The sequence below is a fragment of the Ensifer sp. 4252 genome (assembly GCF_050434565.1).
Lineage (GTDB): Bacteria > Pseudomonadota > Alphaproteobacteria > Rhizobiales > Rhizobiaceae > Ensifer.
The window spans coordinates 1-18,053 of the sequence record NZ_JBNDIU010000038.1 but is presented as its reverse complement, the minus strand read 5'-3'; the positions used below and the strand labels follow the sequence as shown (position 1 = coordinate 18,053).

Sequence of the window (18,053 nt, the reverse complement as noted above, 5' to 3'; positions counted from 1 at the left end):
CCTGGCGGACACCCACGGATCTGGCGGATTTTCGAGTGACCTGCATTCGTTTCGGGTGAGTAGTGCCGTGGCCCGAAAGAATGTCGTTGTAATGAATTGATTGTTTAGATCATTTTCTCCCTCTGTGATCTCGACCCCAGGTCTTATGCAGTAGGAACAAGGGATGCGTATTCTGCTCGTGCTTGCCCACCCGCTTGAAGACAGCTTTGCCGCCAGCGTCACCCGCGAAGCGCAGCAGGCACTTGTGGCCGGTGGCCATTCCGTCGATCTGCTCGACCTCTATCGCGAGGACTTCGATCCGCGGCTGAGCAAGGCGGAGCGCGGCAGCTACTTCAGCGACAACTACGATGCCAGCTTGACGTCCGGATTGATCGCCCGGCTGCAGGCGGCGGACGGGATCGTGCTGGTCTTTCCGCAATGGTGGTTCAATTTCCCGGCAATCCTCAAGGGCTTCTTCGATCGGGTCTTCGTGCCGGGCGTCGCCTTCGACAATGATCCGGCCGGCGGCCGCATCATCCCGCGGCTGAAGAACATCAAACTCTTCTGGGCGCTGACGACAACGGGATCGCCCTGGTGGGTGGTGTATCTCTATATGGGCAACCCCGTGCGGCGGTTGTTGAAGCGCGGCATCGCCGCGTTTTGTGCCAAGGGCCTCGATTTCCGGATGGTCAGCCTGCACGACATGGACCGGGCAACCGAAGAGAAGCGCAAGCGTCACCTTGCGCGCGTGCGGCAACTCACCGGGCGCATCTGATCGGTAGCTTTATTCGAAGGTGGCGAGCAGCTTTCGCAGCAGCGCATCGAACGCTTCGCGCTCGTCCGGAGCAAGGCTTGCAACGACCCGGTGTTGGTTGGCGACATGGGCAGTCGCAGCCTCGTCGACGCGTTCCAGACCTTCCTGCGTCAGCGCAATGATCACGCCGCGGCGGTCATCCGGATTATCGAGCCGCTGGACAAGCCCCTGCTTTTCCAGCTGGTCGATGCGGTTGGTCATGGTGCCGGAACTGACCATGGTGGTTGACAGCAGGTCGCCAGGGGAGACCTGAAAGGGTGGCCCGGAGCGCCGCAGGGCGGCAAGTACGTCGAAACTCGCCGACGTCAATCCGCGCTCGGCGAAGGTCTTTTCGATCTCGCGTCCGATATGGTTGCGCACCCGCGTGAAGCGGCCGAGAAGACCCATGGCCGAAACATCCAGATCCGGTCTTTCGCGCTGCCACTGCGCCAGAATCCTGTCGACGTGATCCATCCTAGCCTCCTTCCGTTCGTTCGAAATGCCTAATGTGAATATATCTTGACGTCAAGATAATATCGGTTATAACGGAGATATCTTGATGTAGAGATACTTGAGGAAAAGACATGAACGCCAATCGCAACGCCGACCTCGCCCTGACCGCGCTGGCACCAGCCATCTGGGGCAGCACCTATCTGGTCACAACCGAACTGCTGCCGCCGGGCTATCCCTTGACGGTCGCCATGCTGCGCGCCTTGCCGGCGGGGCTCCTGCTTCTGCTCATCGTTCGCCAGCTGCCGGCAGGCATCTGGTGGCCGCGCACGTTCCTGCTCGGTGCCCTCAATTTCTCGTTCTTCTGGGCGATGCTGTTCGTGTCCGCGTACCGGTTGCCCGGCGGTGTCGCGGCCACCGTCGGCGCGATCCAGCCGCTGATCGTCATCCTGTTGTCGCGCGTCTTTCTCGGCTCGCCGATTCGCGCGCTCAGCATTATCGCCGGCATTGCCGGCATCGTCGGCGTCGGTCTGCTCGTCTTGACACCGGGTGCGACGCTCGATCCGCTCGGCGTCGTCGCCGGTCTTGCCGGTGCCGTGTCGATGGCCTTCGGCACGGTTCTGAGCCGCCACTGGGCGCCGCCGGTGCCGCCCTTGACCTTCACCGCCTGGCAGCTTGCCGCCGGCGGATTGCTGCTGGTGCCCGTCGCTCTCTTCTTCGAGCCGGCCTTGCCGACCCTGACGGTGGCGAACTACGCGGGTCTGGCCTATCTCGGCCTGATCGGTGCCGCCTTCACCTATCTGCTCTGGTTCCGGGGGCTGTCGCGCCTCGAGCCGTCGGCCGTGGCGCCGCTCGGCTTCCTGAGCCCGGTCGTCGCGATCCTGCTCGGCTGGGGCGTGCTTGATGAACGTCTGACGCCGGTCCAGGCGCTGGGCATTCTCGTCGTTTTGGCGAGCGTCTGGCTGAGCCAGCGGGCGCAACTGGCGCCCCGGGCTCGGCCGGCCCGCGCATGAAGGGATGAGCCTGCGTTGGGCGGGCTCACCCGACCAAAGCAGAGAAATACTGCCGTGCGAAAATCGGGGCCTTGAGAAAAACGCGGCCGGCCTATCGGCTGCCCGCTCGGGCCGCTGCCCTTGCCGCTGCGGCCGTCAGGCCCCGAGCAATCGGCGTGCCGATATCGGCCGCGGCCATGGCCTCGAGCCCTGCCGCGGTCGTGCCGGCGTAATCGAGGAAGGTCTGTACGATTTCGCCGGGCGTCTGCTTGCTGCCTGCCAGCAAGGTGCTGCCGCCGAGGAAGAGCTGGCGCACCGCGCGCTCGGCGATGTCTCTCTCGACGCCTTTTGTCACGGCGTCGCTGATCATCGCATCGGCAAAGGCGGCAAGAAAGGCAGGCCCGGAACCGGTCAATGCGGTGAAATAATCGAGTTCCGCTTCCGTCTTGATCCGTTGTGTCTGGCCGGATGCATTGAAGAAACGTTCGGCGAAAGCGCAATCCGCATCCGTGGCATCGGGGCTTGCAAGCCAGGGCGTGAAGGAGAGTCGCTTTTCGGCGGCAGCGTTCGGCATCGCCCGGATGATGCGGCGAGCCTTGAAGCGGGCGGCGAGGTCGGCAAGCGAAACCATCGCCATCACCGAAATGACCAGCTTGCCCGAGAGATCGAGTGCGATGGCGTCGAGATCCTGAGGGCGCACGGACAGCATCACCACATCCGCATCGGCTGCGAGCTGGGTGTTGCTTTTCGTCTGGCGGACGGCCGGCCAGGGCCCGAAGCCCGGGACGGCGGCGCTGCGCGAGGAGACGGTCAACGCCTCCCCCGCGATCACGCCATCGGCAAGGGCGGGCAGCAGGAGGGCCTTGCCCAGCCAGCCGCCGCCACCGATGACGCCGAGCTGCGTCAAGCCCATTCGCCCTGACGCATGACCGGCACGCGGCTGCCGTCGGCGCGCACGCCGTCGATATCCACCTGGCCGGAACCGATCATCCAGTCGATGTGGATCAGGCTCGAATTGCCGCCCTGGGCACGGATCTGTTCCGGCGTCAGGCTCGTGTCGTCGACGAAGCAGCCCGAGTAGCACTGGCCGAGCGCGATGTGGCACGAGGCGTTTTCGTCGAACAGGGTGTTGTAGAACAGGATGCCGCTTGCCGAGATCGGCGAGGAATGCGGCACGAGGGCCACTTCGCCGAGCCTGCGCGCGCCCTCGTCGGTATCGAGCACCTTGTTCAGCACTTCCTCGCCGCGCGAAGCCTTCGCCTCGACGATGCGTCCGCCTTCGAACCGGACCTGAATGTTGTCGATCAGCGTACCCTGATGCGACAGCGGCTTGGTGCTGGAGACATATCCCTCGACACGCAGCGCGTGCGGCGTCGTGAAGACCTCTTCGGTCGGGATATTGGGGTTGCAGATGATGCCGTTCTTCGCTTCCGACGCGCCGCCACACCACAGATGACCATCGGCCAGCCCAACGACGAGATCGGTGCCGGGGCCGGTGAAATGCAGCGAGGCGAAGCGTTCACCGTTCAACCAGGCCGAGCGTCGCGCCAGATTGGCATTGTGCTCGTTCCAGGCGGCAACCGGATCGTCGAGATCGACGCGCGACGCGGCGAAGATGGCGTTGGCCAGCTTCTCCACCGCGATTGGCTCGGGATCGTTCGGGAACACCAGTCGCGCCCAGGAGGGGTTCGGATAGGAGACGATGTTCCAGTTGATGTCGAAGTTCGTGATTTTTTCGAGCGCCGGTTTGTAGGCGATGGAATTGGCCTTGTTGGCGCGCGCGACTTTACTCGGGTCCTGGGCGGCCAGCATCATCGGGTTGTCGCCGGAGATCGCCAGGCGCGCCGCGCCGCCGGCAAAGGCCTTGGCCATGCCTTCGTAGAGCCAGTCGCTGGCCCGGTCGAAGCTTTCGTCCGGCGCATAGGCATAGCGCGAAAGCGTCGTTTCCTCGTCGGAGTAGAAGGTGGTCACCAGACCGGCGCCGGCCTTGTAGGCGTGCTTGGTGATGTCGCGCACCAGCGGCATGGCGGCTATCGGCGCCGTCATCACCAGGTCCTGGCCTTTCTGCAGCTGCAGGCCGACCTTGATGGCGACTTCCGCGAGCTTGTCGAGTTTCACTGGATCGATCGGGGTGGGGGTATTGGCGGGATAGGTCATGATCTGCCTGTCGTTATGAAATCGATGTCAGAAGACTTAGTGCGCTTTGCGGCGAAAATGAAGGCTGGTGGCTGCAAACGTCAAATGCTCTTGGCCGCTGCGCGCATTCTGGCGACATTGCTGTCGTGAACTTCTTCATAGGGCGCGAAATAGAGGATCGAGCCGGCGGCGATCTCGTCTGCAGCGAAGTCCTTGAGCGGCCCGATTGGGTCATTTGCCACCGCGTCCGTCAAGCGTTCGAGGTAGCTTCGGTTCGCATCGATCAACGCCACGCCGTAGCCGCCCGTAGCGATGCGGTCGCGATCGCCGTGGCTTGGCAGGATGCGGGCGATCGGCCAGTCCCGCAGGCGCTTCAGTTCGGCGATATGCGTGGCGACGTGCTCGGCTTCGGCGATAAAGGTGGCGCAGTCTTCGACCGTGTCCCCGGCCAGCAGCAGCTTTTCATCGGGCAGCCAGAGCACATTGCCGTCGGCACTGTGAATGGCGAAATGATGCAGTTCCACCTTCCGATGTCCCACCTTGAGGTCGAGCCTGCCCTCAAACAGGCGGTTGGGCATGACCAGGGGATGGATCGGCGGCGTCGCGGTCTCGATCTTCGCGCGGTTTTCGGCAAGCCGTTCTGCCGTCAGCGCCAGTGCGATGATCTCGCAATCGGCAAAGACGGCGTTTCCGGCCACGTGGTCCTTGTGCCAATGGCTGAGCACGACGCGGATCGAGGTCACACCGAGGCCTTCGAGATGGGCGCGAATGGCTTCGGCATGAGCCACGGAGATGTGGGTGTCGTAGACGAGTGCCTCGCCGTCATCGACGATGGCATAGGAAGCGACGCCCAGCGCATAGGCGCCGTCGTCCAGCCAGTTTGGTCCTTCGGAATGCAGCCGGGACCCGGCAATCCGCCCGTCGTAATAGGCGAAGATGCCGGGATAGGGCTGCAATATCGTCAGGGTCGACGTCTCAGGCATGGCGGCTTGCTCCTCCCAAAGGTTTGCACCCGTCTTAGGACGGCGCGCACTGAAAAAGAAGGGCCGGCAGGATGCTCTACTGCGCGGGCAGCAGATAGGCGTCGTGCTCTCTCAGGAAGGTCATCAGACGCTCGCCGTAGTCAGCAGTCACCGCATTCCTGACGCTCGGGCGGTCCGCCAGGGCCTGCCGCCAGGCAGAAACGCGGGCAAGGCCGTTGAAAATCCCGTGGTCGACCAACGTATCGAACAGGTCGAAATAGCGGAACACCGGCGCAAAGACCGCGTCCACCAGCGAGAAATCCGTTCCGGCGAAATAGGGACCGTCGCCCAGCACAATTTCGATCGTTGCGAATTTTGCCGCGACCGCCTGGCGCTTCTGCTCGAAAGTGTCTGCATCCCCGGTGGTCTCAAAACCCCAGAGGTCCGATAGGATCGACGAGCCGTATTCCATCCAGCCGCGGTGGCGCGCGCGCTCCAACGCATCGGTTGGGTGCAGCCTTGCACCTGCCTGCGTTTCCTCCAGGTATTCGCAGATCACCGAGCTTTCGAACAGCACGGCTTCGCCGGTCGCCTGCGGGATCTGCAGCAGCGGCACCTTGCCGAGCGGCGAGATTTTCAGGAACCAGTCGGGCTTGGCGGCCAGATCGATGTTGACGCGATCGAAGGCGACGCCTTTTTCGCCAAGCGCGATCGCAGCACGCTGCACATAGGGGCAGAGATGATGGCTGATCAGGGTGAGGGCACTGCTCATGGTGATCTCCTGGGTAGTTAAGATAGATGCATTTGCATGTATGTGCGCTTGCCAACACTTTCAAGATCGATGTAATTGCATCTATGAGCGATATTTCGAAGTCCGCAGAGCTGCGGCCGACGTCGGTTGCCACGCAGGCCTGGATCGGCCTCATGCGCGCACAGCGGCGCATGCTTTCGGCGATCGAGGCGGATTTCAAGAGGGCCGGTCTGCCGCCGCTCGGCTGGTATGATGTGCTCTGGGAGTTGGTGCAGGCGGAGGACGGCAAGCTGCGTCCCTTCGAAATCGAGTCCCGCATCTTGCTTGCCCAATACAATCTCTCGCGTTTGATCGACCGGCTTGAACGGGAAGGGCTGGTCCGGCGCGCGACTTTTGACGCCGACGGGCGCGGTCGTTGGGTGGTCGTCACCGATAAGGGGCGCGCGATGCGCGAGCGTATGTGGGAGGTCTATTCCGGCTCGATCGAAACCCATGTCGGCGCGAAACTGAGTACGGACGACGCGCAGCAACTGGCCGGCCTGCTCGCAAGGCTTCGCTAGGTCTCAGAACGCTTTTGGAATGTCCAAGAGGGAACGTTCATGTCGGCGTCAGGCGATCAGCGGCGCCGCCACGGCCTTTAGTGCCGCCTTCGCGTCGCCGGGTGCCAACCGCACCTGAAGCCCGCGCTGGCCACCGTTGATATAGACCTGCACCTCGGAAAGGGCGGCCTCCTCGATAGCGGTCGGCACCAGCTTCTTCTGGCCGAACGGGCTGATGCCGCCGACATGATACCCGGTCAGACGTTCGGCATCGGCCGGCTTCATCATCGCCGCCGACTTGCCGCCGAAGGCCGCGGCCAGTTTCTTCATGCTGACTTCGCGATCGGACGGCACCACGCAGCAGACCGGCTTGCCGTCGACCTCGGCCATCAGTGTCTTCAGCACCCGGCTCGGATCCTCGCCGAGCGCTTCTGCCGCCTGCAGGCCGACGCGCTCGGCGGTCGGATCGTAGTCGTAAGTGTGGACGGTGAAGGAAACACCGGCCTTGGCAAGCGCCTGCGTCGCACGGGTGGTCTTGGACATTATGCCTCTCTACAGCGCCGCGCGCCGAGTATGGCGCGCCAAGGACGCTGTCATTATAAGTTTGCTGCATAACTCTCTAAATCGATTCCGATTTAAGGAGTTATGCAGCGGACGTCAGGCGTTCGCCTTGTCGAACAGGGCTTGGTAAAGGTCCGGTTTGAAGCCGATCAGCAGACTGCCGTTGGCTTCGAGCACCGGGCGCTTGATCATCGAGGGTTGCGCCAGCATCAGCGCGATCGCCTTGTCGGTATCGAGGTTCTGTTTGTCGGCATCGGGCAGGTTGCGGAAGGTGGTGCCGGCGCGGTTGAGCACGATCTCCCAGCCTGCCTCTTTGCACCAGCGATCGAGATGGGCGCGGTCGATCCCTTCGGCCTTGTAGTCGTGGAAGCGATAGGCGATGCCCTGGCTATCGAGCCAGGTGCGCGCCTTTTTCATCGTGTCGCAGTTCTTGATGCCGTAAATCGTGACCGTCATCCCCATACCCTTCCTGCCTTTCGGCAAATTCGCGCTGGGAGTGATAGCCTCCCTCTCAAGGAGAGGGAAGACCTAGATCCTGACTCTCGCCGATGTCTCAGGTCACGCCGGCGTAGCGGCCGGGCTTGTGGTTGATGGCGAGCGTCATGTTGACGACGGCAGCACCCACCACCGAGAGAACCAGATTGTCCGGCGGCAGCACGAAGAAGGCGGCTGCAAGGATCGCGAGATCCACGGCAAGCTGGAAATAGCCGGCGCGGATGCCGAACTTCTCCTGCAGATAGATCGCCAGAATGTTGATGCCGCCGAGCCCGGTGCGATGGCGAAAGAGGATCAGAAGGCCGGTGCCCATCAACCCGCCGCCGACGATGGTCGCGTAGATCGGGTCCAGCCTGGCGAATTCCACCCATCCCGCCGTCAATTTCGAAAACAGCGCCACCAGGGTGACCGCAAGAAAGGTGCGCAGCGCAAACATCCAGCCGAGCCGTTTGATCGCAAGAACATAGAACGGCAGATTGATCAGCGAGAACACCAGCCAGAATTGCGCACCGGTCGCATACTGCAGGAGCAGTGCTAGACCGGAGGTGCTGCCGGTCAGCAACATCGCCTTGCTGTAGATGATGACGCCGAGCGACATGATCAGCGTGCCTGTCAGGATCGCCAGTGCATCCTCATAGAGGCGGTGGCGCTCGGCGGGCTCTTCGGTTGCGTCGATCATTCGCTCGGCCTTCACAGTCTTTTCAGTCCTTAGAGGTTCTTGAACTTGCCAATGACGTCCTCGACCTCGGCCGTCTTCAGTCCGGCAATGTTGATGCGGCCGGAGCCCGGCATGTAGATGCCGTGTTCGTTCCTGAGCCGCATGACATCCGCTTCCGAAAGCGGCAGCAGCGAGAACATGCCCTCCTGGCCGGCGATGGCGCCGAGTGCCTGCCAGCGGTCCCGCAAGCCTTCGGAAAGCGAGTGGCGAATGCCCGATATGCGCAGACGCATGGTTTCGAGCTCTTCTCGCCAGTCGCGCGCCAGTTCCGCATCCGACAGGATGGTGCGCACGATCGCGGCACCATGGTCCGGCGGCATCGAGTAGCTGGTGCGTGCCAGGCCGGCGAGGTTGGAGCGGACCGTATCGGCCGACGAGGACGAGGCGGTCACGGCAAAGATGGCGCCGGTGCGTTCGCGGTAGAGCCCGAACGACTTCGAGCAGGAGACGGCGATGAGGGTTTCCGGGACGATGCCGATAAGGTGGCGAAGGCCCACGACATCCTCGTCCAGCCCGCGACCGAAACCTTGATAGGCAAGGTCGATGACCGGCAGCAAGCCGCGCTCGGCGACAACGGCGGCGAACTCCAGCCATTGTACGTCGGTAATCACGCCGCCCGTCGGGTTGTGGCAGCCGGCATGCAGCAGCACGGCGTCGCCGGCCGAAGCGCCTTCGAGCGCGCTCATTAGGTTGTCGACGAGAACGGTCTGGGACGGGATGTCGAAGAACGGATAGCCGACTGTCTCAACGCCCGCAGCCTTGAAGATGCTGGCATGGTTCGGCCAGCTCGGCAGGCCGATCCAGATGCGCTTGCCGCCCATCTGGCGGATGAGGTCGGCCGCAAGACGGAGCGCGCCGGAGCCGCCGGGCGTCTGCACGCCGGCAAGATGGCTGCGGTTGACCGTGTCACCGCCGACCAGCGTCCAGAGATGATCGACGAAGACGAGATCGCCCTCGGGGCCGACATAGGCCTTGCTGTCCTGCGTTGCGAGCAGCCGCTTTTCCGCTTCCTTGACCGCGCGGAAGATCGGCGTGTGGCCGGTTTCGTCACGGTAGACGCCGACGCCGAGATCGACTTTTCCGGGGCGCTCGTCCTTGCGATAGAGCCCGATCAGGGCCAGCAACGGATCGTCGGGTTGGCGGGTCAGAGCGTCGAACATGCCGGAATTCCCCCTTGGCAGTGACAGAGTAGCGATGGGCGGTCGCGAAGGTCGTGCCGAGAACCGCCCTCTGGCCCTCGACAGGCTTCTTCTTTAAGTCACCGGCAGCGCAAAATCGATGCCGGATTTGCCACGGAGACAATATTCGCATAGATCGAATTGCGTGATCTGACGCATTTCTTTTGCCGATTTGCGCAGATGCCGGAAAATGTGGCGGAGGCTGGCCATGGCTGAGCGCGGTGCGACCAAACTCGATGCGATCGACAGGCGGATCATTCGGCTGCTGGTCGAGGACGCGACGCGAAGTAACAATGAGCTTGCGGCAAGGGTCGGGCTGTCGCCTGCGCCGCTTTCACGCCGGCTGGCGCGGCTCTATTCGGCAGGTGTTATCCGGCAAACGGTCGTGATCGACCCGAAGGCGGCGGGGGTCGGCTTCCAGGCCTTTCTCGAGGTAACGCTGGAGCGGACCGCAAGCAAGGTCGGGCAGCGCTTCATCGAACTGGTATCGCGCATGCCCGAGGTGGTGGAGTGCCACACGGTTGCGGGCGATTTCGACTTTTTGCTGAAGATCGCGGTGCGCGATGTCGCCGACTACAAGCGTCTGCTGTGGAGCGAGTTCGAGCAGATCGCGGAGATCAAGACGCTGCGCTCGACCATCCTTCTCGATAGCCCGAAGATGACCGCGACGATGGCGCCGTGAAGGCCGGAACGCCCGGCGGGCGTTCCGGATGAGCACACCGGTCCGGTATTTCCGTCAGGCTTCCAGCGGGCCGGGCTTGCGTGCGGCGCTGGAGACGCCTGAGCAGGCGATCTTCATCAGGTCCGAGCGGCGGCGGGCGAGCCTTGTCGATACCCGGGTAACGATCAGCCCATCCTGCGGTGCGCGGACTTCGATGGCGCCGCCTGGCTGGCCGGGACGGTTAAGGATCGTCGCGAGCAGATCGCCGGCCTTCACCTTCTCGCCGATATCGCGGTGGAAGAGAATGGCGCCGGATTCCGGCGCGCGGATCATCTCAATGTTGTCGAGTGGCGCGACGATGCCGTCGAATGCGGGAAGTGCTGTCCTGTCCCCGGCGACGACGCCGCGTGCAACGAGGAAGCGCAACACGCCTTCGGCGTCCTTGCGGGCCATATCAGGGTAGACGTCGCGTGTGCCGCGAAGCTCGACAGTGACGGAAAGCCGCCCGGGCAGTTGCTTCGTCTTCTGCTCGGCCGTCTCATACTTCCAGGCATAGGCGACGGCCTCCTCGAAGGCGGAACTTTCGCCGTCGGAAAGAAACACCGCTTCCATGTCGAGCGCTGAGGCGAGGTCGCTCGCTTCCGGCCAGAAGGCGTCGTCGATATAGGCATACTGCAGCGCTTCGTCATCGCAGTGCAGGTCGAGCATCAACTCGGCGTCGAGCGCCATGTGCAGCAATTGCCGTTTCAGGCGATCCGTCGCCGAGTAGCGATCGAGATCCGCGAGAAGGCTGTCGCGCTCGCCGAGTGCGATCAACGGAAAGTCGCGGTTGAAATTGGTGCGCGAACCGAGGTCGAACCGGCCCTGCAGCTCGCCGAAATGCGATTGGGCGGTGCCGATCGGGTTTGCCTGCGGCACGACGGTGATGTCTCCGAGAATGGCACCGTTCTTCTCAGCCTCGGCGAGCATCTGCAGGAGGAAATGGGCAAGCGCCGTGCCGGGCAATTCGTTGGCGTGCAATGCCGCCTGAATATAGGTCTTCGGCGCGTCGGGGTTCTTGCCCTTGAAACGGAAGACCGGCAGGCGCCATTCGATGCCGGCGGTGTCGCCGGCGATGGTGATTCCCGAGATATCCATGGTCTCCCCCCGCTTGTCTCATCTCGAAGGCTTATCGGCATTCCCGATACGCTTCGCAAGTGGCTAGAAACGGGGAGCACGGACAGCGCCAGAGGGCGGAGTGAGGCTTTGACTTTTGACCTTCAACCGTTGTTTTCTGGCAGCGTTCGCACCAGAGGGGAAACCGCAGATGATCCTGATCGGCCAATATGACTCTCCCTTCGTCCGCCGCGTCGGCATCGCGCTCACTCTTTACGGCATGGAATTCGAGCATCGCCCCTGGTCCTCCTTCGGCGATGCGGACAGGCTTCGCGTCTATAACCCGCTGACGCGTGTGCCGACCCTGGTGCTGGACGATGGCACCGCGTTGATCGACAGCCACATCATTCTCGACTATCTCGACAGCCTCATTCCCGACGATCGCGCCATGTTTCCAACGTCCGAGCCCGCCCGGCATCGGGCGCTCAAGGTTGCGGCGCTCGCAACCGGGCTCGGCGACAAGGCCGTCAGTCTGTTCTACGAGAAGCGTCTGCACGGCGAGGTTTCGGCCCTCTGGGTCGATCGCTGCCGCAGCCAGATCGAGGCGACGCTCGGCGTCTTGGAGGCCGGCCGGTCGGAGGGTGCTTCGGAGTTCTGGTTCGGGGAGCATGTCGGCCATGCCGATATCGCCGTGGCAGTGGTGCTGCGTTTCCTGTGCGAGGTCCATCCCGAGCTGATCGCGATTTCCAACTATCCGGCCTTGCGGGCGCACAGTGAAAAGCTGGAGGCGCTGGCCGTGTTCCAGGCGATCAGCCAGCCTTTCATCCCTCCGACCTGAGGCCCAACCGGGGCTTGTGGGCTATCGTGCCGCGCGCCGGCCATGATGTGCAAGAGCCGGCGCATAGTCTTTGCGCCGGCTCCGGCAGAGGCCGTTTCTCAAAAGGCCTTGGATCATTCTATATCGAGAAAGTCGCGGATCGCCTTCACCGTCGCCTCGGGTTGTTCCTCCATCAGCCAATGACCGGACGCGGGAATGACCACCTCGGTGACATTGTCGGCGGCAAAGCGGGCCACGACTGCCATTGTCGGGCCGAAGGATTTCTCGCCACCGACGGCCAAGACGGGCATTCCGAGCTTGCCCTGTTTCAGGAAGGCCTGGTTGTCGATCGCGTCCTGGTCGAAGGCGGCGAACTGGGCGAAGCCCGCCCGCATCGCGCCCGGCTGGGCATAGAGCTTGGCGTAGTGTTCGCGCGACGCCTCGTTCCACTTCTTCGGATCGGCGGAGAATTCGTTCCAGAAACGGTCGAGATAGATGCGCTCGCGGCCGGCAACGAGACGTTCCATATCAGATCCGCCGAAACGGAAGTGCCACAGCAACGGGTTTTTCAGGATCTCTTCCCAGGGACCGACGCCGGGAAGCGGCGCGTCCATCAGCACCAGCTTTGTCGTTCGTGCCGGATACTGGGCGGCAAAGGCGTAACCGACCATGTTGCCGATGTCATGGGCTACCACGTCGACCTTGTCGGCCTTCAACGCGTCGAGCACGCCGGCAATATCCTGGGCTTCGGTCTTTTTGTCATAGCCGGTCTCCGGCTTTTCCGAGAGCCCCATGCCCCTGAGATCGGGCACGATGACGCGGTGGTTGCGGACGAGTTCGGCCGCAAGCGGCGCCCACATGTCGCCGGTCTCGCCATAGCCGTGCAGCAGCACGACCGTCGGTCCGGAGCCGCCGACGCGGACGTGAAGGGTCGTGCCGTTGGTGGCGATATCTTCCGTCGTAAACGTCGCCGGATAGGGCTGAACGTCGGCGAGTGCCGGGGCAGCGAATGCGACGGCCGCGCCGGTAATGAGGGAACGAAGCATTGGTCTCTCCTGTTTGTCGGTGTCGCCGAATGGCTTTTCGATGGAGAGAAGATGACAGTCGCGCGCTGTTCGAACTAGCCGTCGGAAAGCGGACTTACTGTTCGGCGATGCCGAACGCCGCAGCGGCAATGGTTCACGTCGGCCTTGAAAGCGGCCAGCGCCGCAGAACCTCGGATGTGCCGAGGCCCTTGCGGGTGTGGACCAGGGCAAAGTCGAGCGCCGTCCAGATGATCGACGTTCGCAGGTCCATGTAGGGCGCCGAGCGCTCGCCGTAGTAAAGCGTCATGTGCGGGACGACTTCGCCTTTCGCAACCTCGCCATCGGAAAGCTGGTGAACCAGATCATTGAGCGATTTGCTTCCGTGGCCGCACGTCAATACCCTGGGGTATCGGCGACCCTGATCGATGCTGACGAGGCGATCGAACCGAATGTCGAATGAGGCCGCATCGACGCGTGAGCCGATGCGCATGGCGTGTCGGATGGCCTCGTTCGGCAATCCAGGTTTCTTCCACATCCGCTGGAGAGAGACATGCAGGCGGTCGGGATCGTAGATTTCGCCTGCGGCTCCGTGCCATTTCTGATCGTCTGCTGCTAGCCGCAAAGCCTTCTCGGCGGCGGCGGTGTCAGGAAGCACGGCAAAATAAAGCAGGTCGACCGGCCGTCGTGGCGGCGGCGACCCCAAATCCAGGCAAAACTGATCGATCGGCATGCGACCCTCCATCAACGGCAAGTCGATTGGTTGCTTCACCGCACATCGTTTTTTCTTTGATCGTCAGGCGATGGGGATGCCGGGAGGGCACGCCAAGGTGCTGCCTCGAAAAACCTTCGATGCTCTTTCTCCGGGCGCTATTACGCCGGCGGCATCTTGTCGAACTTCGGCAGCGCCGGATCGAGCTGATCCCAGGAATAGCCGCGTGATCCGTAGGTGACGGCGTCGGGCTTGTAGCGGCTCGGGTCGTCGAGGCTCGCCGCACGCACGGTGAAGACGTCGGGCATTGCGGCAAAGGTCATGTAGACGGGTGACCCGCAGGTGGGGCAAAACGCCCGCGTTTTCACATTGCCGCTATCGGCGACCATGTCCCAAAGTGTCGCCTTGCCTTCGAGCTTCACCCCGTCTCGCCTGAAGCTCAGGTGCGATCCGTGCCCGGTGCCGCTCTCGCGCTGGCAGTCACGACACTGGCAATCGTTCGAGAAAATCGGTTCTCCTGAGATCTGGTAACGGATCGCGCCGCAGGCGCATCCACCGATATAGGCCTTGCTCATCTCATTCCTCCTGGGTTGGGTACGGGGAAGCAGGCGTGCCACAGCCGTCGGCGACGCCGGCCGTTCTCTTCCATTGCCTCAATTTTTTTGGGGTCGGCTCAGGGCGAATATCGGCTCGGTGCAGGCGCTCGGCATCTGAGCCGATCTGCGCGCCTGACGATCCGACGTCATGCCTGTCCAGTGTGCAAACCGCGCCGCAGTCTGCGAGACGCGATCAGCTCTGTTCGTCGCTGACGGCGCCGATCTGCGACAGAACCTTCTTCCAGCCTTGGCTCATGTTCTTGAAAGCAGTGTCGTTCCTTGGCGTCACGAAGCCGGAATGGACCAGGCGAAGGCGCGTTCCATTGTCGACCCTGGAAAGCGTCCAGGTGACGACTGTGTTCAGCCGTGAGCCATAGCCGGCGTTGCCCTCGTGTCCGCCCTTCCAGGCGTAGACGAAACGTTCGTTCGGCAGCACCTCCAGCACCCGGCAGTGGATGACGCCATCCCATTCGCCGGCCGGCGTCGTCTGAAAGGTGAAACGATTGCCCTCGACCGGCTCGAAGCCTGTCGGAACCATCATCCAGCGGCTCATCAAAGCGCCGCTCGTCAGCGTTTTCCAGATTGTCTCCGGGCTATGGGGGAAGACCTCGTCGACCACGATGTCCTGCGTGTGGGCCTGCAACGCTGCTTCATTCATGGATCGATCTCCTTCAAGAGAGTGCGGAGGTTTGCAAACCGTTCGCGCCAGAAGACGCCGTAATGGCTCATCCAGTCGACAAGCGGCTCGAGGCCCTCGGGCTCAGTGCGGTAGTAGACGTTGCGGCCTTCGGGGCGCTCAATGACCAGTCCCGCCTGCTTCAACGATTTGAGGTGCTGCGAAATGGCGCCCTGCGTCACGCCGCTGCCGCGCGTCAGCTCGACCACCGTGATCTCGTCGGCATTGGCGATGCGCTCGAACACGGCACGCCGGGTCGGATCCGCAAGGGCGCGCATGATGGCGGTAATGGGTGCGGCTTCAATCATGATCAAATGATTAGTGTATACTGATTGATTAGTCAATACTATTGCTTTTGGTGGTGTGGGACCGAGGTGAACCGAAGTGGCGGGCGGACATCGGAAACGCAAAAGGGGCATGCCTCGGCACGCCCCTTGAGGGTTTTTCGACGGCCATTCCGCAAGAGCACAAAGGCGTCTGCCGCGCCTATCGCTAGCGGATTGAGGTTGCCTGCGACCAGACGACCATCCATCGGTCGTCGTGATATTCGAATGCATCGGTGTGCCAGTATTCGCTGAGGGGGACGTTGTGTCCGTCGAAGACGACTTCGAGCTGGGCGCGATAGCGGATGACCGCAGACCCTTCGTAGAGGCGCACAGCAATATCGGCAGGCTCCCAAGCCAGATACTTGATCCGGCCGGCCGCAATCGCCCCCAGATACTCGTCTCTTGAAAGGGATACGCCGATGGGTGTTATCAACTGGAAGTCGGGAGCGTGAAACTGGCGTGCTAGTGCGACATCGGCGCTGACCAGGGCGCGAAGCCGGGCGCGCTCCGTTTCGCGCAGAACGTTGGCCTCATGCATCGGTCCTGCGGTGTCGGTTGCTGCTTGCGTCATGGGTATTCTCCGTCTGAAAGGGTGAGAGATCGTTTGATCTCCATATGTCGTGAACGTTCGCCGCTAGGGGGTGATCTTATCTGCCGACGGAAACGACGGGCGCCAATCCCAAGGCAATGAGGCTTTGTGCACTGGCGCAGATGCACTCCTCCTCCGGGCGTGAGTGCCAGTTCAGCAGGCGCCTGGCTTTCGACGCGTCCACGCTCAGGTCGCGGTTAAGCTCGTGAACGATCGTGCGGGCGTTGGGATCGGTTGATGCCATCGTCCTGATGATCTCGTCCGGGACTTCGCCGACCGGCAGTTGTGCGGCATGCTCGGGAAAGGTGCGGGCAAGGAGGGCCACCAGTTCCTTGAGCCAGAAAAACCGACCGCCGACAATGAAGCGATGGCCGCCGGCATCAGGATTGGTCATCGCCCTGATATGAGCATCGGCGACGTCGCGCACGTCCACGACCGAAAAGCCGAAGCGCGGGATGCCTTCGAAGCGACCGGTCATCAGATGGTAGATCAATCCGACTGAGGTCCCGAAATCGCACCCGAGCAACGGACCAAGGATGACGCTCGGATTGATGACGGTGAGGTCGAGGCCGGTCTCGCGCGCGAATGCCCAGGCAGCGCGCTCGGTCAGGGTCTTGGATTTGTAGTAAGGCGTCGCCCGCGGGCTTTCCGGGTCGGTCCAGTTCTCTTCGGTAAAGGGGGCCTGCCCGTCGCCGTGATTGGTGGCGGCAACCGACGAGGTAAGAACGACCCGCTCGACGCGTGCCCGGCGTGCGGCGCCGAGGGCACGCAACGCGCCTTCGCGCGCCGTGTCAATCAATGCCTGCTCATTTTCGGGAAAGCCCGGAGGAAACGGCGATGCCGTGTGAATGACATAGCGGCACCCTTCGACGGCCTCACGCCAGCCATCATCTGCATCGAGATCGGCCTGCACGAGGCTCAGCCGCTGCAACTCGCCAGGCGCTTGCGCGCCAAGTTGGCTTCGGATGACGTCACGCTTTCCCATGTTTCGCAGGCTGCCTCGAACCCGATAGCCACGCTTGAGCAGCTGCAAGGCAACATGGCTCGCGAGGAAACCGCCAATGCCCGTGACCAGCACGGTGTCATCCTGGTCCTTTGTTTCGGCAATGCGCATCAAGGTTCCTTCTGGCCATGCCGGAATGGCGGCCTTTTTCGAATTAGACAAATGGACTCTATATGTCTAATTGTATTCTTGACACTATGGGCCCAAAGTGTCAATGTGTCTGCATGATATCGACTGAACAGAAAACGACGCACATCCTCGATGCCGCGTTGCCGGTGTTCGTGCGCTTTGGCTTTCGCAAGGCGACGATGGCCGACATTGCGCGTGCTGCCGGAATCTCGCGGGCCTCGCTCTATCTGAGCTTCAACAGCAAGGAAGACCTGTTTCGAGCCGGCTCGGCGCGCGCGCACCGGCAAACCATGGCCGAGGTCGAGGTGGCGCTGAAAGGGCAGGGGAGCGTCTTTGACCGCATTGAAGCGACGATTGCCACCTTTCAGCGGGGACTGATCGCCCCCTTCGGCGGAAGTGCGGATGCAAGGGAACTGTTCGAGGTCAATATGGCGCTGGCCGCCGATATTACGCTCGAGACGCGGGAGCGGCTTCTCGATCTTTTGTCGCTGGCTTTGCGCGAGGCTGCGGACAAGGGGGAAATCGACCTTGGCGCTGTCGAGGCCCAACCCGCCGGCCTTGCCGGCATAATTCTCGCGGCGATGAGCGGCATCAAGGAAATGCAAGGGGAGGAGCCGGGCCTTGGAGACGACACAAGGCTGTTTATGCGGCTCTTGCGTGCGGCGGTGACACCGCCTGGCTAGGCGAAAGCAATCATGCTATTTCTGTCTGAGGCTTGCGGACTCCGGCTGCCGGTGGCGCGGAAGTCTTTCTTGTCGTCAGTCGATTGCAGGCAGTCGTGGGGGGGGGGGGGGGGGGGGGGGGGGGGGGGCCGGGGGGGGGGGGGGGGGTGGGGGGGGGGGGGGGGGGGGGCGGGGCGGGGGCGGGGGGGGG

23 protein-coding genes are annotated in these 18,053 nt (G+C 62.7%); 6 read left to right on the top strand and 17 right to left on the bottom strand.

Features of this window, described 5'->3' with window-relative positions; genetic code table 11:
- Window positions 1–163 precede the first annotated feature (163 nt).
- On the top strand, window positions 164–754 hold the full coding sequence (locus ABIE33_RS33930) for an NAD(P)H-dependent oxidoreductase (RefSeq protein ID WP_429133254.1): 591 nt from the start codon (window positions 164–166) through the stop codon (window positions 752–754).
- A gap of 9 nt (window positions 755–763) precedes the next feature.
- Here the strand turns inward: ABIE33_RS33930 and ABIE33_RS33925 are convergent, their stop codons facing one another.
- On the bottom strand, window positions 764–1,246 hold the full coding sequence (locus ABIE33_RS33925; protein WP_429133253.1) for a MarR family winged helix-turn-helix transcriptional regulator: 483 nt from the start codon (window positions 1,244–1,246) through the stop codon (window positions 764–766).
- Window positions 1,247–1,356: 110 nt separating this feature from the next.
- Here ABIE33_RS33925 and ABIE33_RS33920 point away from each other — a divergent pair, with 110 nt between their 5' ends.
- Complete coding sequence (locus ABIE33_RS33920) at window positions 1,357–2,235, top strand: EamA family transporter (protein ID WP_429133251.1); 879 nt, start codon at window positions 1,357–1,359, stop codon at window positions 2,233–2,235.
- 91 nt (window positions 2,236–2,326) lie between these two features.
- Here the strand turns inward: ABIE33_RS33920 and ABIE33_RS33915 are convergent, their stop codons facing one another.
- The 4 genes from ABIE33_RS33915 to ABIE33_RS33900 all read right to left on the bottom strand — a co-directional run bounded on the left by ABIE33_RS33915 (window position 2,327) and on the right by ABIE33_RS33900 (window position 6,084).
- Window positions 2,327–3,121: a pyrroline-5-carboxylate reductase family protein gene (locus ABIE33_RS33915; RefSeq protein WP_429133249.1), complete on the bottom strand. Its 795-nt coding sequence runs from the start codon at window positions 3,119–3,121 to the stop codon at window positions 2,327–2,329.
- Entirely contained in the window at window positions 3,118–4,371 is a 1,254-nt protein-coding gene (locus tag ABIE33_RS33910) for an aminopeptidase (protein WP_429133247.1), read from the bottom strand. Before ABIE33_RS33910 ends, ABIE33_RS33915 begins: the two co-directional genes overlap by 4 nt.
- Before the next feature lie 80 nt (window positions 4,372–4,451).
- A complete protein-coding gene (locus ABIE33_RS33905; protein ID WP_429133245.1) occupies window positions 4,452–5,333 on the bottom strand; it encodes an MBL fold metallo-hydrolase in 882 nt (293 codons plus the stop codon).
- Between the two features lie 76 nt (window positions 5,334–5,409).
- Window positions 5,410–6,084, bottom strand: a complete 675-nt coding sequence (locus ABIE33_RS33900; protein ID WP_429133243.1) for a glutathione S-transferase family protein — start codon at window positions 6,082–6,084, stop codon at window positions 5,410–5,412.
- A gap of 83 nt (window positions 6,085–6,167) precedes the next feature.
- Between ABIE33_RS33900 and ABIE33_RS33895 the strand changes: the two genes are divergently transcribed.
- On the top strand, window positions 6,168–6,623 hold the full coding sequence (locus ABIE33_RS33895) for a MarR family winged helix-turn-helix transcriptional regulator (RefSeq protein ID WP_429133241.1): 456 nt from the start codon (window positions 6,168–6,170) through the stop codon (window positions 6,621–6,623).
- Between the two features lie 48 nt (window positions 6,624–6,671).
- Here ABIE33_RS33895 and ybaK read toward each other — a convergent pair whose 3' ends face one another.
- The 4 genes from ybaK to ABIE33_RS33875 form a co-directional block, all read right to left on the bottom strand.
- Window positions 6,672–7,145 (bottom strand): Cys-tRNA(Pro) deacylase, encoded by a 474-nt coding sequence (gene ybaK / locus ABIE33_RS33890; RefSeq protein ID WP_429133239.1) that lies wholly within the window; start codon window positions 7,143–7,145, stop codon window positions 6,672–6,674.
- Window positions 7,146–7,259: 114 nt separating this feature from the next.
- Window positions 7,260–7,619 (bottom strand): ArsC family reductase, encoded by a 360-nt coding sequence (locus tag ABIE33_RS33885; protein ID WP_429133237.1) that lies wholly within the window; start codon window positions 7,617–7,619, stop codon window positions 7,260–7,262.
- A 97-nt stretch (window positions 7,620–7,716) separates the two neighbouring features.
- The gene (locus ABIE33_RS33880; protein ID WP_429133235.1) at window positions 7,717–8,337 is read right to left on the bottom strand and encodes a YitT family protein; all 621 of its coding nucleotides are present in this window, start codon (window positions 8,335–8,337) and stop codon (window positions 7,717–7,719) included.
- Window positions 8,338–8,366: 29 nt separating this feature from the next.
- On the bottom strand, window positions 8,367–9,536 hold the full coding sequence (locus ABIE33_RS33875; protein ID WP_429133233.1) for an amino acid aminotransferase: 1,170 nt from the start codon (window positions 9,534–9,536) through the stop codon (window positions 8,367–8,369).
- Window positions 9,537–9,762: 226 nt separating this feature from the next.
- Between ABIE33_RS33875 and ABIE33_RS33870 the strand changes: the two genes are divergently transcribed.
- Window positions 9,763–10,236, top strand: a complete 474-nt coding sequence (locus ABIE33_RS33870; RefSeq protein WP_429133231.1) for an Lrp/AsnC family transcriptional regulator — start codon at window positions 9,763–9,765, stop codon at window positions 10,234–10,236.
- Window positions 10,237–10,290: 54 nt separating this feature from the next.
- Here ABIE33_RS33870 and ABIE33_RS33865 read toward each other — a convergent pair whose 3' ends face one another.
- Window positions 10,291–11,352 carry a succinylglutamate desuccinylase/aspartoacylase family protein gene (locus ABIE33_RS33865; RefSeq protein WP_429133229.1) on the bottom strand — a complete coding sequence of 354 codons (1,062 nt, stop codon included), beginning with the start codon at window positions 11,350–11,352 and terminating at the stop codon, window positions 10,291–10,293.
- A 169-nt stretch (window positions 11,353–11,521) separates the two neighbouring features.
- Between ABIE33_RS33865 and ABIE33_RS33860 the strand changes: the two genes are divergently transcribed.
- Window positions 11,522–12,148 carry a glutathione S-transferase family protein gene (locus tag ABIE33_RS33860; protein ID WP_429133227.1) on the top strand — a complete coding sequence of 209 codons (627 nt, stop codon included), beginning with the start codon at window positions 11,522–11,524 and terminating at the stop codon, window positions 12,146–12,148.
- A 113-nt stretch (window positions 12,149–12,261) separates the two neighbouring features.
- On the opposite strand, the gene ABIE33_RS33855 is transcribed toward ABIE33_RS33860, so the two are convergent.
- The 7 genes from ABIE33_RS33855 to ABIE33_RS33825 all read right to left on the bottom strand — a co-directional run bounded on the left by ABIE33_RS33855 (window position 12,262) and on the right by ABIE33_RS33825 (window position 17,162).
- Window positions 12,262–13,173, bottom strand: a complete 912-nt coding sequence (locus ABIE33_RS33855; protein ID WP_429133225.1) for an alpha/beta fold hydrolase — start codon at window positions 13,171–13,173, stop codon at window positions 12,262–12,264.
- A 133-nt stretch (window positions 13,174–13,306) separates the two neighbouring features.
- Window positions 13,307–13,882, bottom strand: a complete 576-nt coding sequence (locus ABIE33_RS33850; RefSeq protein ID WP_429133224.1) for a 2'-5' RNA ligase family protein — start codon at window positions 13,880–13,882, stop codon at window positions 13,307–13,309.
- Between the two features lie 140 nt (window positions 13,883–14,022).
- Window positions 14,023–14,436: a GFA family protein gene (locus ABIE33_RS33845; protein ID WP_429133221.1), complete on the bottom strand. Its 414-nt coding sequence runs from the start codon at window positions 14,434–14,436 to the stop codon at window positions 14,023–14,025.
- Between the two features lie 214 nt (window positions 14,437–14,650).
- Window positions 14,651–15,115, bottom strand: coding sequence for an SRPBCC family protein (locus tag ABIE33_RS33840; RefSeq protein ID WP_429133218.1), 465 nt, complete (start codon window positions 15,113–15,115; stop codon window positions 14,651–14,653).
- The gene (locus tag ABIE33_RS33835; RefSeq protein WP_429133215.1) at window positions 15,112–15,441 is read right to left on the bottom strand and encodes an ArsR/SmtB family transcription factor; all 330 of its coding nucleotides are present in this window, start codon (window positions 15,439–15,441) and stop codon (window positions 15,112–15,114) included. The genes ABIE33_RS33840 and ABIE33_RS33835 overlap by 4 nt, the downstream gene beginning before the upstream one ends.
- A 184-nt stretch (window positions 15,442–15,625) precedes the next feature.
- Window positions 15,626–16,030 (bottom strand): nuclear transport factor 2 family protein, encoded by a 405-nt coding sequence (locus tag ABIE33_RS33830; protein WP_429133212.1) that lies wholly within the window; start codon window positions 16,028–16,030, stop codon window positions 15,626–15,628.
- 76 nt (window positions 16,031–16,106) lie between these two features.
- Window positions 16,107–17,162, bottom strand: coding sequence for an NAD-dependent epimerase/dehydratase family protein (locus tag ABIE33_RS33825; RefSeq protein ID WP_429133209.1), 1,056 nt, complete (start codon window positions 17,160–17,162; stop codon window positions 16,107–16,109).
- A 113-nt stretch (window positions 17,163–17,275) separates the two neighbouring features.
- On the opposite strand from ABIE33_RS33825, the gene ABIE33_RS33820 reads away from it, so the two are divergent.
- Window positions 17,276–17,863: a TetR/AcrR family transcriptional regulator gene (locus ABIE33_RS33820; RefSeq protein WP_429133206.1), complete on the top strand. Its 588-nt coding sequence runs from the start codon at window positions 17,276–17,278 to the stop codon at window positions 17,861–17,863.
- Window positions 17,864–18,053: the final 190 nt, after the last annotated feature.

Excerpts from the sequence above, each read along its gene's own strand:
- ABIE33_RS33830 (WP_429133212.1), bottom strand. The coding sequence starts at position 16,030 with ATGACGCAAGCAGCAACCGACACCGCAGGACCGATGCATGAGGCCAAC.
- ABIE33_RS33870 (WP_429133231.1), top strand. The coding sequence starts at position 9,763 with ATGGCTGAGCGCGGTGCGACCAAACTCGATGCGATCGACAGGCGGATC.
- ABIE33_RS33855 (WP_429133225.1), bottom strand. The coding sequence starts at position 13,173 with ATGCTTCGTTCCCTCATTACCGGCGCGGCCGTCGCATTCGCTGCCCCG.
- ABIE33_RS33910 (WP_429133247.1), bottom strand. The coding sequence starts at position 4,371 with ATGACCTATCCCGCCAATACCCCCACCCCGATCGATCCAGTGAAACTC.
- ABIE33_RS33825 (WP_429133209.1), bottom strand. The coding sequence starts at position 17,162 with ATGCGCATTGCCGAAACAAAGGACCAGGATGACACCGTGCTGGTCACG.
- ABIE33_RS33880 (WP_429133235.1), bottom strand. The coding sequence starts at position 8,337 with ATGATCGACGCAACCGAAGAGCCCGCCGAGCGCCACCGCCTCTATGAG.
- ABIE33_RS33895 (WP_429133241.1), top strand. The coding sequence starts at position 6,168 with ATGAGCGATATTTCGAAGTCCGCAGAGCTGCGGCCGACGTCGGTTGCC.
- ABIE33_RS33875 (WP_429133233.1), bottom strand. The coding sequence starts at position 9,536 with ATGTTCGACGCTCTGACCCGCCAACCCGACGATCCGTTGCTGGCCCTG.
- ybaK (WP_429133239.1), bottom strand. The coding sequence starts at position 7,145 with ATGTCCAAGACCACCCGTGCGACGCAGGCGCTTGCCAAGGCCGGTGTT.
- ABIE33_RS33900 (WP_429133243.1), bottom strand. The coding sequence starts at position 6,084 with ATGAGCAGTGCCCTCACCCTGATCAGCCATCATCTCTGCCCCTATGTG.
- ABIE33_RS33840 (WP_429133218.1), bottom strand. The coding sequence starts at position 15,115 with ATGAATGAAGCAGCGTTGCAGGCCCACACGCAGGACATCGTGGTCGAC.
- ABIE33_RS33885 (WP_429133237.1), bottom strand. The coding sequence starts at position 7,619 with ATGACGGTCACGATTTACGGCATCAAGAACTGCGACACGATGAAAAAG.
- ABIE33_RS33820 (WP_429133206.1), top strand. The coding sequence starts at position 17,276 with ATGATATCGACTGAACAGAAAACGACGCACATCCTCGATGCCGCGTTG.
- ABIE33_RS33865 (WP_429133229.1), bottom strand. The coding sequence starts at position 11,352 with ATGGATATCTCGGGAATCACCATCGCCGGCGACACCGCCGGCATCGAA.
- ABIE33_RS33845 (WP_429133221.1), bottom strand. The coding sequence starts at position 14,436 with ATGAGCAAGGCCTATATCGGTGGATGCGCCTGCGGCGCGATCCGTTAC.
- ABIE33_RS33925 (WP_429133253.1), bottom strand. The coding sequence starts at position 1,246 with ATGGATCACGTCGACAGGATTCTGGCGCAGTGGCAGCGCGAAAGACCG.
- ABIE33_RS33850 (WP_429133224.1), bottom strand. The coding sequence starts at position 13,882 with ATGCCGATCGATCAGTTTTGCCTGGATTTGGGGTCGCCGCCGCCACGA.
- ABIE33_RS33930 (WP_429133254.1), top strand. The coding sequence starts at position 164 with ATGCGTATTCTGCTCGTGCTTGCCCACCCGCTTGAAGACAGCTTTGCC.
- ABIE33_RS33835 (WP_429133215.1), bottom strand. The coding sequence starts at position 15,441 with ATGATTGAAGCCGCACCCATTACCGCCATCATGCGCGCCCTTGCGGAT.
- ABIE33_RS33860 (WP_429133227.1), top strand. The coding sequence starts at position 11,522 with ATGATCCTGATCGGCCAATATGACTCTCCCTTCGTCCGCCGCGTCGGC.
- ABIE33_RS33905 (WP_429133245.1), bottom strand. The coding sequence starts at position 5,333 with ATGCCTGAGACGTCGACCCTGACGATATTGCAGCCCTATCCCGGCATC.
- ABIE33_RS33920 (WP_429133251.1), top strand. The coding sequence starts at position 1,357 with ATGAACGCCAATCGCAACGCCGACCTCGCCCTGACCGCGCTGGCACCA.